Here is a 12776-nt window from a genome sequence, read left to right on the forward strand (position 1 = left end):
TGCGTTAAATAAAACTAGGGAATAGGTAAACAAACAGGCCAACTATTTCAAGGCAGCGAGCTTCTTTTCCTGTCGTGTCGTTAAGCGTGCAATATCTGCAATGTCCTGAGCGCTAAGCTTGGGACCAGGCTTGCGTATCGCGGCCGAAGCAATCGCCCCACGCTGGGCGAGAATATGTTTACGCACAGCCAGTCCAACGCCGGCCTGCTGCTCGTACTTGGCCAAGGGCAAATAGCAATCAAAGATATCGAAGGCACGCTCGACATCCCCGGCGGCAAAGGCTTTGCAGACATCAACCATCATTTCAGGATAGGCAAAACCAGTCATGGCTCCATTCGCCCCGCGCACGAGCTCTTCTGGCAAAAACAAACCACCACCATTGCCAGTCAAAATCGAAATCTTTTGCAGGTCGCCCTTTTGTATTGCCTGGCAGACGGCAGATAACTTACCCAGACCAGGCCAATCTTCGTGCTTGAGCATGACACATCGCGGTGAGTTCTTCAGAATCCGCATCACCACCGCCGTCGACATTTGCACGCCCGTTGATGTGGGGTGATCCTGTAAACACCAAGGGACATCGGATCCCAAGGTCTCGTTGACCATATCAAAATAGCTGCTTATCTGATCATCTGTGCGTAAACCGGCTGCGGGAGCGACCATCACACCCGACGCACCCATATCCATCACACTTTTCGTGAGCTCGCCCATGGGAGCAAAGCCTGCTGCAGACGCACCAACCACCACCGGTACCTTACCCTGCACACGGGCAAGCACTTGTTTGACAAAAACACGAGATTCCTCAGCGGTCAACTTGGTCGCCTCGCCCATAATGCCAAGAATCGTCAGCCCCGTCACACCGCGTTCAAGACAAAAATCCACCATGCGATCTGTACTCGCCAGATCAAGTTCACCTCCGTCTTTAAACGGTGTGACAGTAATCAAATAAACCCCATCTGCTGAGGGATTAAAAGCATTAACGTTCGTGTTCACAATCAGTCCTTGGTTCGGGCGAAATGCCCCTCGTTCGGGCAAGGTATTCATCACAATAATTGCGCTGTAACATAGCACACACTAGGGCGATAAAGCTCTTGTCACGGCACAGCAAAACCAATAGTCTAAGCCATCCTCAAGATGAGTGCATGCAATGAAATCCAACAGATCGGAGCTAGGAATGAAACTAACAAAAAATTTGCCTATTTTGACGCTGGTCTTCGCCTCGATCGGTGCGGCCCTGGCACCGGCGGCACAAGCACAAGACTTTCCAAAGCAGCCCATCAAACTCGTCGTGCCCTGGGCGCCCGGCGGAAACGTTGATATCACCGCGCGCGCCGTCGCTCCCTCCCTTTCCGAAATTCTGGGTCAACAAGTGATTGTTGAGAACAAACCAGGCGCAGGTGGCTTTATTGGCTCCACAGGCGTCGTGAAATCGACCCCGGACGGCTACACGTTGCTACTTGGTTCTAGCGGCTCCGTCTCGGTTGCACCTGCACTCGTTGCCGCCCCACCCTACAACCCCGTCAAAGACCTTACCGTTATCGGACCAATCCACGCCGTACCGATCGTTCTCAGTGCGACCGCTAAAGGGAACATGAAAACCTTTGCAGACTTTGCCGCCAAGGCCAAAGCAGGCAAAGAGCAAATTTCAGTCGGGTCGGCAGGAAATGGCTCAAGTCAGCATCTCGCACTTGAAATGCTGGCCTTGCGTATGGGCGTCAAGCTCAACCATATCCCATACAAAGGCAGCGGCCCGGCCCTAATCGATCTGGTTGGCGGACAAATCGAGACCATGATGGATCAACTGACCGCCTCGATCTCCCATATCAAGAGCGGCGCGATCATTCCCTTGGCTCAGACGGGAAAAACCCGCTCGCCCCTCTTACCCAACGTACCCACCTTTGAAGAGTTAGGTATCAAAGATTTCGATATGGTGACTTACACAGGGATTTTCGGACCGGCCGGCATGCCTACTGCAGTCGTAGAAAAACTCGCTGCAGCGCTTCAGAAAACAATGCAACAACAAAGCGTGAAAGAGCGTTTCAATAGCCTTGGCGTGGACATCATCACGCTGGATCGCTCGGCCTTCGCCGCCTACGTAAAGAAGGATTTCGAAGAGAACCAAGCGATCGCCAAGGCTGCGAACATCGTCATGCAATAACGCGACGCACACAGCCCTAAAAAGAGAAAGGCTGATCCCCTGTAGGGATCAGCCTTTCTCATTAAAACCAAGCGAATTACACTTTCGCTAGACGTGCCATTAGCGCTTGACCAGTCTCTTTAGTTCCCAGCTTACCGCCCACGTCTTTGGTGGACTCGCCAGCTGCGACAGCCCCTGCGACCGCAGTCTCTAGCACTTGTGCGGCCTGTGTAAACTCGGGACGTCCCTTGCGCTGACCAAACCAGTTTAAGAGCATCGCTGCAGACCAGACCTGAGAAAAAGGATTGGCAATATTTTTACCTGCGATATCCGGTGCAGAGCCATGCGCAGCCTGTGCCATCGCATAGTTCACGCCGGCATTGATCGAGGCTGCCATACCCAAACTACCTGAAAGCTCAGCCGTCAGATCCGACAGAATATCGCCGAACATATTTGTGGTGACGATCACGTCATAGCGCTCAGGCGTACGCACCACGTGCGCCATCATTGCATCCACAATGATTTCTTCGATTTGGACTTCAGGAAACTCCTTGCCAATTAAGCGGCAAGAGTCAATGAACATCCCATCCCCTAAACGCAGTACGTTTGCCTTATGCACGACCGTCACGTGCTTGCGTCGCGTCATGGCCAGCTCAAATGCTGCGCGAGCGATGCGCTCGCAGCACTGACGCGTAATGCGTCTGAGCGAAACCACAACGTCAGAAGTAATGAGCATCTCACTGCCACCAGACTCTACGTTGCGATCAGCATAGAAGCCTTCGGTGTTTTCACGTACGACGACGAGGTCCAGTGGCTTATGCACTGCGCCACTACCTGGAAAGGTCTTGGCCGGACGAATATTGGCGAAGAGATCTAAGCTTTTACGAAAAAACTTTGATGGATTAATCTCGCCCTTAGATTCATCTTTGAAGTCATAGGTAGACATTGGCCCGAGTATCAAGCCATCTGCATTTTTGACAGCATCAAGTAAACCCGCATGAATCGTGGTCCCATGCTTAATCAAGCTCTCATGGCCTGCGATGTCATGATGCAAATTCAAGTTAAGTTTGAATTTCTTAGAAACAAGTTCGAGGGCCTCTACCGCGACAGAGACCGTCTCTGCACCAATGCCATCACCTGGCAGGACAATAATTTTCATGAACAATCTCTCTTTAAAGTGAATACCGTTTATATAGCAAAGATAAGTACCCTTGCCAACACGTTCAACCAAACTTCAACTCATCAGACGGACCAATCAGCTGACGCATCTGCTGCTCCAGCTCTTGACGCGTTTGAATGCCCGATAGCTGGGGCCCATCAAGATAAAACCGCCAGAACAGACTTGTCGTCATGCTCACGCGCTCCCAAATCTGCGCATTCGTCTCACTTGTGACTGAGACATCACGACTAAAGCTTTGGGTATCAACAGCTTCACCCGCAAAACTCATATGATCAGCCGAGTTCAGTTTGAGCTGAATTTTTTCGCCGGCAGGAAGATGCTCGTACACCAGCTCGCGTTGCGCCAGGCTCACGCCCAGACGAACGGACTCCCCACCTTTCTTAAAGGTCACATAGTGGTCATGCGTGCCAGTGACACAGAAGAAAGGGATGTCTACACTCTTAAGTGCTTGCGCACGCTCTGCCGAAATCGCTGTAGGCGATAACGCAATCACTGCGCGCACACGTGCATCACGTAACGACTGAGCCCCACCTGATTGCCCAGCGATAGACTGTGCAGTTAAGGCACCAAAAGAATGTCCGGCTAATCCTATCCGCCCCGCATCAAGACGTGGTGCAAACTCTGCTTTTTCCAGGCAATAGTCAATTACGAAGCGGCAATCGGCAACACGCAATCCATACTGCGGTCCAGCGATCGCATCGCTAACGTTTGTCTTAAAAGACTTGCCGGGTGAGATCGTCCAAAGGGAATCATCAGTCACAGGGTGTGCGAGTGTGACCACAACGAATCCAGCTTGCCGCCAGGCTTCGCACCAAGCCGCACCATTAGAGATCCCACTACCAAGACCAGGCGAATAAAGGATTAACCCCGCTTTGCCGGAGCCGTCGGGAAGTCGAGTGCGTAACTTAATTCGTCGCTTTGTTTTGGGATCGATCAACACCAGCATGTCTGGATCGACGTTTAAACCGTTAGTCGTCGTCCCCAGAGTCTGCCCAAGCACCGTCGCGTTTAACCCCATGGCGCTAGCGACCCAAGTCGCACTCGCGACCACACGTCTACGCAACGGATCGATGTGATCTGTCCCATCGGCATTAAACACGCCCGCTGCCATCACATGGTGATGGTTTTGAACTCACCAGGCAAGACGATCTCAAGCACTTCAAAGTCATCCGAGTGTTCGATTTCGCGGTGGCGGATATGCGGCGGCTGATGCACGCACGTCCCTTCCACGAGCTTGTGTTGACCATGCCCCTCATATTCAAAAATCGCCCAACCCTTCAATACATAAACAAACTGGAAATTTAGCTCGTGACGATGCCATTCTCCGGTTGCGTTACTACCCTTACTGGCACGAATGACATGCATAACCGCTTTGCCATCCGTTGCATCAAAAATACCTAAGTCACGGTAATCAAAATATTCACGTAACCCGTCATGTGCAAAAGCCTTGTCCTTCGCGTGCTGGATGCTGAATTTCATGTTGGTCTCCAAATTAGAAAGGTACGCCTGCTTCGCGCCCTACGCGCTGCAAGTCTTCCAGTGTGTCCTGAGGCAAGAGCAGACCCTTGCCTCGATTCTCGCAGTCAGCCAAACGCTCCATCTCGCCAGGATAATAAACCTGCTTATGTCCTACTGCGAGTGGCACGTCCTTCAACGAGCGAATGTAGGCATCGATTCGCTGATGAAACTCTGCGATTGGCATGAAAGCCGCAACATTGAGTGCCACCATGAAATGCCCCGCACCGCTGGGATTAACAGGGTCGTAGGGCCCATGTACCGTATCAAGGAACTGGCTACCCGACAGTACGCCAGACAAGAGGTCAACCATGACGCCCATCACGTAGCCCTTGTGACCCGCCATCGGCAGGATAAAGCCTTCTAACGCCGCTTTTGGATCGGTTGTAGGACGCCCCTGTGCATCGACAGCCCAATAATCAGGTATCGGCTCGCGACGCTTGTTTGCTAAATAAATCTTCCCGCGCGCAACCCCGGAGTTCGCCATGTCCATGACCACTGGCCCATAGTCACCACCCGGCACGGCAATCGACCAAGGATTCGTGCCGATTTTCTTCTTCAAACCACCCCACGGAGCCATATTCGGTCCCGCATTACTCATCAACATCATGATGCAGTTTTGCTCTGCCGCGATGCGTGTGTAATACATACAGGTACCAAAGTGATTGGAGTTCCGAATCGATACAACGCCCACGCCATGATTTCTTGCGCGGGTCACCGCCTCCTCAACCGCCCGACGCGTGATCACTTGCCCCACACCATCATGTCCATCCATCACGGCGATTGCACCCGCATCGACCGCAAGCGTGGTGTGCGTAACCGGCTTCATGGCCCCGGAGCGCAAGCGTGCGTAGTACCAGCCAAGACGGAGCATGCCGTGCGACTGATGACCCCACAAGTCGGCCTGGACCAACGTATCCGCCGCGAGCGCTGCATCGACCTCTGGAACACCTGCGCTACGGTAGACGGCGGCAGCAAACGCACTAAATACCTTAGGTGCAATCGGCAAGCCTGACGACGGATCAATCATTGAGCTCATTTCATTAGCGCGCCATACACCAAGGTTTTAAACAGCATCCGACTGTGCGTCTTGCTAGTAGGGCCTTGCGTCATGATCAGGGCTGCAAGATTCTCTTGGGGATCAAGCCAAAAACTCGTCCCCCAAATACCCGCCCACATCGCATCACCAACGGAGCCAGGCACCCACCCCATACCCTGCTCTAGCCGCACCGCAAATCCCAAACCGAACCCATAGCCAGGGCCCGTGTTGGCGATGGTGCTGCCACCCATGCCAGCAGAATGGTTCGACAACATGTACTCAACCGTTTTGCGTGACAAATAGCGACGCCCTTCGAACACGCCCCCGTTCAACATCATTTGCAAGAAGCGCATGTAGTCCTGGCCCGTGCCAAGCATGCCACCACCGCCACGCAAATAGGTACGTCCCACAGGGTTCTGCGTTTGGCGATAGCCTTTAAGCATTTCTGCCTTAAGCGGATCACTATCAAGTGCTTCTGCGACACGACCAAACTGATCAGGCGCAACCCACCACGTCGTATCTGGCATCTCAAGCGGATCCGTGAGCAACTCCTTAACGATCAAATCGAGAGATTTATTCTCTAGCCGTTCTAAGAGCAGCCCAAGCACATCAATTGAAATCGAGTACTCCCAAAAGCTTCCAGGTTGATGTGCGAGAGGGATTTTCCCCAAATTACGCAGCATGTCCTGAGCCGTGATGTCGTGTTCGCGTGACTCAATATTTAGGTCTGTGTAAAGCTTTGCGATGCGCGGTGAGGCTGCCCGACCGCCGTAGACGAAGCCCGCCGTATGTCGCATCAAATCCTGCACCCAGATAGGACGCTCGAGTGGGACGTCGCCCTGTGCCGTCTCGACCTTAAGATCTTTTAGCTCAGGTAGCCACTTTACGATGGGATCGAACATATTCATCCGACCACGCTCAACCAGAATCATCGCCGCAGCGGTTACCAACGGCTTGGTCATCGAGGCAAGCCTAAAGATGCTGTCTTTGGACATACGCTTGGATTTCGCCGCATCCAGAAAGCCGTGCGCCGCATAATGCACAATTTCGCCATGACGCGCCACCATTGTGACTGCACCCGGAAAGCAATCAGCCTCAACTTGCTCTTGCATGACACCTGCAATCATGTCGAGACGCGTTGTTGAAAGACCTTGCACAAGGCCAGAATCGGCCTCAGCGAGGTGCGTGTAGGCCGAAGTAGTTTGCTTTGAGGACATTGTCATGATTTTTTTATAAATTTGATGTGGGCGAGGCGCGAGTGAGCACCATCGTATAGTGCAGACTTCCGGCATAATCTTACGGCAAAACCCCTCATCGCACCCCAAAGGAATACGCTGCATGACTAAGCTTCGCCCCGAAATGACCGTCCAAGAGTTGAATAAGCGCAGTGGAGAGAACCTACCCGGCCTAATGGGCGTCGAAATCCTTGAGCTATCTGAGAAGACGCTTAAAAGTCGAATGGTCTTACGTAAGGTGCACTTCGCACCGAACGACTACTTGCATGCAGCAAGCGTGATTGCCTTGGCAGATACGACTTGTGGTTACGCGACGGTTGCACACCTTCCGCCTGGTGCACTCTCCTTTACAACGATAGAACTCAAGAGCAACCACTTAGGTACCGTGCGCGGCGAGGGCGAAATTATTTTGTGCACCGCAACTGCTCAACACCTAGGAGGCAACACTCAGGTGTGGGATGCTATCGTTAGCGATGCCGCGACCGGAAAAAAAATTGCCTTGTTTCGCTGCACACAAATGATTCTCTGGCCGAAACAAGCCTGAGCGGTTACTCCACACGCAACTTGATGGTCCTCGCCACATGCCAAAGAACACATTAATTATTACTGCACTGCCTAACGAACTCGATCAAGCACGATTGCCGACAGGCGCACAGTTGGTGTACTCGGGCGTTGGGAAAATCAATGCAACAATGGTGACGCTCAAAGCGATTGAACAATACAAACCAGAACGTATTATTAACTTTGGAACGGTGGGGTCGGTCAAGCCTCATCTGTCTGGACTACTTGAGATCAATCGCGTCATACAACGCGACATGATTGCAGAGCCTCTCTCGCCGCGTGGACGCGTACCCTTTTGCGAACGTCCATACGAGTATTTTGCGGAATCCGGACAACATACATGCGCCACAGGAGACAGCTTTGTCACGGCCAAAGACCCCTGGCTTGATGAGCAAGGGGTCGATGTCGTCGATATGGAGCTTTACGCCATTGCAGCAGTTGCGTTCGCGCATGGTCTGCCTTGGACCTCACTGAAATATGTGACCGATCACACGAATGAAGATTCAGCGTCAGATTGGAATACAAAAGTGAACCATGGTGAAGAATTATTTCTAGAGCACCTGCGTTCAAACTATTAAAAAATCATAGGGAGACAACATGCAAAAATTAAAACAAAACGCGTTAATTAGGCACGTATCACTTGTAGGCGCAGTCACCCTCGCACTCGCCGCTCCTACCCAAGCCCGCGTGACAAAAATTGTCATCGACGAAACCGTCGCGATGCCAGCAATCAGCAGCAAACACCCTGGAGACCAATCCAATATCACCTACGAAATTATTTCTGGGCGCGCTTTTGGTGAGCTCGATCCCAACAAACCACACAACGCAATCATCCAAGATATTGAACTGGCCAAAGATCCAGACGGTAAGGTTCGCTACGTCGCCTCATTCGTTATTCACAAACCCGTTGATCTTAAAACCGCTAGCGGCCTAATGTGGCACGATGTCCCTAATCGCGGACGCGTCTACGCATTTTCACCGCGAGAGCAAGCGCTAGGCGACATCATGATCGCGACCGCCTGGCAAGGTGATAACAGCGGCAACACGCGCGTTCGTCCCACCAACTCCTCCAAAACGGGTCAGTTCTTACAAGTTCCCGTCGCACGCCAACCTAACGGCGACCCAGTCACAGGTGAAGTCTTTGGACGCATCGTCAACCGCTCGGGCAAGGCCTCTCAAGCACTCATTGTTCAAAGCAACCCCCTACCCTACAAACCCGTTTCACTTGATACGAGCAAGGCGAAACTGACGTCCAGAGGGGGCGAAACCATGCACGGGCAAGTTATTGACGAGGTGCGCATCGCTGATAGTGATTGGGCATGGGCCAAGTGCGATGAGAAGAATCCTTTCCCCGGCACACCAGACGCAACCCAGATCTGTTTAAAAGATGGCTATGACCCAAAACGTCTCTACCAAGTCGTCTTTACGGCTGCCGATCCCTATGTACTCGGCATCGGGTTTGCTGCATGGCGAGATCTGGGACACTTTTTCAAAACCGCCGCAAAGGATGATGCAGGAACAGCCAATCCCATCGCTGGTGTCGTAAAGCACAGTATTGGTCGAGGGGTATCCCAATCCGGAAACTTCTTGCGCGGCTGGCTGCATTTGGGTTTTAACCAAGCCGAGCAAGGCGGCAAGGTGCACGATGGCATCTGGCCGATTATCGCGGGTCGTCGTATCGCGTTGAATTTCCGTTGGGCCCAAGCTGATGGCGTGCTGGAACTCTATCAGGCCGGCAGCGAAGGTCCACAATGGTGGCTGCCGCACCCTGATCCTGTGCGAGGCCTGCCTTCAGCTGGAATTTTGGGCCGCTGTACCGCTTCTGACACATGCCCTAAAGTTGTCGAGCATTTTGGTTCGGCCGAGGTCTGGGCTTTGAAACTTACTCCGGAGTGGGTGGGCACGGATGGCAAAACCGATTTACCACTCCCCAACTCTGTCAGACGGTATTACATTGCTAGCAGTCATCATGGCGGTGGTGCAGGAGGCTTCGATACAAGCTTGCCTGGCGTGGGTTTGGCCAAAACACCAACAACATGCCCTGGCAACAACTTCGGGATGGGAATCTTACCGAGCAATCCTGTGCCGCACACCCAAACAGTGAATGCAATTCGCGTGCACTTTCGCAACTGGGTCATGAAAGGAATCGAGCCGCCTCCTAGCCGCTATCCGACTCTGGCCGCGCAACCAGGGCAGAAGTCTGGAACGCTGGCTTTAGCGAACAAACAGGACATTGGGTTCCCGACGCTGCCAGGTCTGCGGCCCACGGTCCCTGAAGCCGACTTCATCATGCCGGTGCTGGATTACGATTGGGGCCCCCAGTTCAACGCGTTAGATGGCTCGGGCATTCCCACCAATGCACCACCTCCAGTCAAGCAAGTCCTCAAGATGTACGCACCCAAAGTAGATCAGGATGGTAACGAGCTTGGTGGTGTGCCGGTCGCTTTGCTCGATGCGCCGCTTGGAACTTATCTCGGCTGGAACATTACTGCTGACGGAGATAAACCGTTTCACAAGGGACAAATCTGCAACTACGTCGGAGGGATGATTCCCTTTGCCCGTACAGCGGCCGAACGGACGGCGACTAACGACCCAAGATTGTCGCTAGAAGAGCGCTACGGATCACACGAGGGATATGTTGCCGCCTTGATCAAAGGCACCGAGCGTGCCGTGAAAGAAGGATTCCTGCTCCCGATTGATGCAACACAGTTAATCGAGCAAGCGCGCGCCAGTAAAGTTTTACGTTAGTGCATCAACATTCAGGGGTGTCATCACTCGACATCCCTGAGTTCAAGAGACGATCAGAGCACCCAGAAATGATGGGTGCCATCTCGGCCCAGTTGCTCAACCAGACCAAACTCCCAGTCCAGATAAGCCTGCATCGCTGCTTGCGCGTTATCCGTACCCTCATAGGGCCGTTTATAACGATCGATGGGCTCGGAAACTAAATGGGTCGATCCTGACTCAAGTGCATAGCCAGACTCTACCCATGCTTTTGTTCCACCTGCAAGCACGAACACTTCGCCACCCAACAACTCTTTGATTTCTGCTGCGGCAAATCGTGATTGCAATCCATCACCACACGTTAATACATACCGCGTTGCTTTCGGTAACGCCTTCAACGCATCTTTGAACTGCGATCGCAACACATAGTACGCACCTGGCAAGTGACCTTTCACATACTGGGCGTGCTTACCCAGATCAATCACAACGAGCGCTTGCGTTTTCTGCGCTTGTGCCAGTTCGTCCGCTCTAATCGGTTTTACGTCTGGCACCGCCGCTGAGGGGGCCTCCCAGGGTCCGTTTTCTGAGAGTTGCTCTGCCGAGATGCCATCGACTACATACACGTCCCAGGCCATTTGTGCCAACCAAGAGGCCGTCATGTTGGCCCGCACGCCATCGCTGTCTGCAAGCACAATCCGGGCGCCACGAACAGGGGCCACCATCTCGGTCTCCTGAACCAACTGGCCTCCAGGTGTAGAACGAAACGCGGGCAAATGTCCCGAGACAAACTCTTCAGGTGTTCGCGTGTCAAAAAAATAGGTTGTACGTCCCGTCTGCTGTGACCACGCCGCGAGGTTCGAAACGGTGGCACGCTTTACCCCAGCACGATCAGCCACACGACGTGCACGCGATCCAGCGCTCTCAGTCGTCGCGGCGGACACCTCTGTGAACTTGCGTGTCTGTCCGCGATCTAAGGTTTGGCCCGCAAGAGTCCATCCTATCGTGCCGTTACGTAACGCGGCCACCTTGTTAGGGATTCCTGCATTGACTAACGACTGCGTACCGATAATGCTGCGCGTACGTCCTGCGCAATTCACAATAACTTGGGTTTCGGGCCGCGGGGCTAATTCTGCAATCCGTAGCACGAGCTCAGCACCGGGGCAGCTAATCGCTGTTGGGATGCTCATGGTGTTGTATTCATCAAATCGTCTGGCATCGACAATCACGACATCCGCCTTCCGATCGATCAAGGTCTGCACTTCCTGCGCCGACAAGGAGGGCGTGTGATTGCGTGACTCGACAAGCTCGCCAAAGGACTTACTCGGTACGTTCACGTCACGAAACAACTCACCACCTGCCGCACGCCACGCTCTCACGCCGCCCTGAAATACCGATACATTGACGTAGCCCAACGCCCGCAATCGTCGAGCGGCTAGCATTGCATCGCTTTGCTCTACAGCGACATCGCCCTCATCAAACGTCACGATCCACACGTCGCGTCGAGGTAACAAGGCATAGGCGTCGACCTCCACGCGCGAGAGCGGAAAATTTGCGGCGAACAGTGGATGACACTGCGCATGGGGATCTTCCTCGCGAACATCAAGCAAGGCGATCTCTCGTCGCTCAATCAATGCAGAGCGCACATTGGCGTAGTGGGTTAATTCAATCGGTTTACTCACGCTCGCTGACATTTCAATTATTTCCACAGGTTTGGGACCACGCTGTTGCAGTATCCGGACACAAATGACTTCGGTAGACCCGTTGCAGGATCAAAAACATGGCGGTTAATACGACCGATGTTCCCACCATAAACATGGATGCTAATTGATGTTCGATCTTGATAGAAATTCGCCACTTCATGAACATCATGTGTTGCTGGGGATACCGAACCGACTTGACCTGGCAGCAAGACCACGCTCTCACTGGGCAAGTAGCTACCATTGGCCTGCTTGTGATAGTGCGTATCGACCTCTTTGCCTCGCAACATCCCGATCAGTCCCCAAGTCATATGGTCATGAACTGGTGTTTTTTGTCCCGGTCCCCACACAAAGCTAACAACTGAAAACAGGTCTAAAGGATCCGCATATAGGAGGTACTGCTGGTAGTGCTGCGGGTGAGGTCTCGTAAATGGCTCTGGCAACCAGTTGTCGTTTGCCACAAGCGTTGCCAAGAGCTCAGCGCCGCGCGTCAAGATCTCCGGCTCGGCGGGCTTGCCCTGCAACATTCGGGACATTTCTTGAACAAACATCAGCAAACTGGAATGACTCATCGCTCTTTGCTCCATCAGTGATTGATTGATCATAAATGCACAGCCAGTCGATGAGATAAAAAAAGCAAAGCATTGCACTAAACATTACTTTATTTTGGCTTGATTGTTGTTCTGCAACA

At 52.9% G+C, this 12776-nt stretch carries 12 protein-coding genes; 4 read left to right on the forward strand and 8 right to left on the reverse strand.

The window, feature by feature from the left end; all coding sequences use genetic code 11:
• Window positions 1-42: 42 nt before the first annotated feature.
• Complete coding sequence (locus KZZ10_RS09790; RefSeq protein ID WP_259661329.1) at window positions 43-1041, reverse strand: dihydrodipicolinate synthase family protein; 999 nt, start codon at window positions 1039-1041, stop codon at window positions 43-45.
• A 130-nt stretch (window positions 1042-1171) separates the two neighbouring features.
• Between KZZ10_RS09790 and KZZ10_RS09795 the strand changes: the two genes are divergently transcribed.
• Window positions 1172-2155 (forward strand): Bug family tripartite tricarboxylate transporter substrate binding protein, encoded by a 984-nt coding sequence (locus KZZ10_RS09795; RefSeq protein ID WP_259661330.1) that lies wholly within the window; start codon window positions 1172-1174, stop codon window positions 2153-2155.
• 76 nt (window positions 2156-2231) lie between these two features.
• On the opposite strand, the gene KZZ10_RS09800 is transcribed toward KZZ10_RS09795, so the two are convergent.
• The 5 genes from KZZ10_RS09800 to KZZ10_RS09820 all read right to left on the reverse strand — a co-directional run bounded on the left by KZZ10_RS09800 (window position 2232) and on the right by KZZ10_RS09820 (window position 7091).
• Window positions 2232-3293 carry an isocitrate/isopropylmalate dehydrogenase family protein gene (locus tag KZZ10_RS09800; protein WP_259661331.1) on the reverse strand — a complete coding sequence of 354 codons (1062 nt, stop codon included), beginning with the start codon at window positions 3291-3293 and terminating at the stop codon, window positions 2232-2234.
• Window positions 3294-3357: 64 nt separating this feature from the next.
• Entirely contained in the window at window positions 3358-4428 is a 1071-nt protein-coding gene (locus KZZ10_RS09805) for an alpha/beta hydrolase family protein (protein ID WP_259661332.1), read from the reverse strand.
• On the reverse strand, window positions 4425-4793 hold the full coding sequence (locus tag KZZ10_RS09810; protein ID WP_259661333.1) for a cupin domain-containing protein: 369 nt from the start codon (window positions 4791-4793) through the stop codon (window positions 4425-4427). The genes KZZ10_RS09805 and KZZ10_RS09810 overlap by 4 nt, the downstream gene beginning before the upstream one ends.
• A gap of 13 nt (window positions 4794-4806) precedes the next feature.
• The gene (locus KZZ10_RS09815) at window positions 4807-5868 is read right to left on the reverse strand and encodes an Ldh family oxidoreductase (RefSeq protein WP_259661334.1); all 1062 of its coding nucleotides are present in this window, start codon (window positions 5866-5868) and stop codon (window positions 4807-4809) included.
• Window positions 5865-7091, reverse strand: a complete 1227-nt coding sequence (locus tag KZZ10_RS09820) for a serine hydrolase domain-containing protein (RefSeq protein WP_259661335.1) — start codon at window positions 7089-7091, stop codon at window positions 5865-5867. The genes KZZ10_RS09815 and KZZ10_RS09820 overlap by 4 nt, the downstream gene beginning before the upstream one ends.
• A 115-nt stretch (window positions 7092-7206) precedes the next feature.
• Between KZZ10_RS09820 and KZZ10_RS09825 the strand changes: the two genes are divergently transcribed.
• From KZZ10_RS09825 to KZZ10_RS09835, 3 genes are read left to right on the forward strand one after another with little or no spacing between them, the layout of a single operon-like run.
• On the forward strand, window positions 7207-7647 hold the full coding sequence (locus tag KZZ10_RS09825; protein ID WP_259661336.1) for a PaaI family thioesterase: 441 nt from the start codon (window positions 7207-7209) through the stop codon (window positions 7645-7647).
• Between the two features lie 37 nt (window positions 7648-7684).
• Window positions 7685-8242 (forward strand): phosphorylase family protein, encoded by a 558-nt coding sequence (locus KZZ10_RS09830; RefSeq protein WP_259661337.1) that lies wholly within the window; start codon window positions 7685-7687, stop codon window positions 8240-8242.
• Between the two features lie 19 nt (window positions 8243-8261).
• The gene (locus tag KZZ10_RS09835; protein ID WP_259661338.1) at window positions 8262-10412 is read left to right on the forward strand and encodes an alpha/beta hydrolase domain-containing protein; all 2151 of its coding nucleotides are present in this window, start codon (window positions 8262-8264) and stop codon (window positions 10410-10412) included.
• Window positions 10413-10465: 53 nt separating this feature from the next.
• On the opposite strand, the gene KZZ10_RS09840 is transcribed toward KZZ10_RS09835, so the two are convergent.
• Window positions 10466-12079: a rhodanese homology domain-containing protein gene (locus tag KZZ10_RS09840; protein ID WP_259661339.1), complete on the reverse strand. Its 1614-nt coding sequence runs from the start codon at window positions 12077-12079 to the stop codon at window positions 10466-10468.
• A 5-nt stretch (window positions 12080-12084) separates the two neighbouring features.
• Window positions 12085-12657: a cysteine dioxygenase family protein gene (locus KZZ10_RS09845; RefSeq protein WP_259661340.1), complete on the reverse strand. Its 573-nt coding sequence runs from the start codon at window positions 12655-12657 to the stop codon at window positions 12085-12087.
• Window positions 12658-12776: the final 119 nt, after the last annotated feature.

The sequence above is a fragment of the Zwartia hollandica genome (genome assembly GCF_019923725.1).
GTDB lineage: Bacteria > Pseudomonadota > Gammaproteobacteria > Burkholderiales > Burkholderiaceae_B > Zwartia > Zwartia hollandica.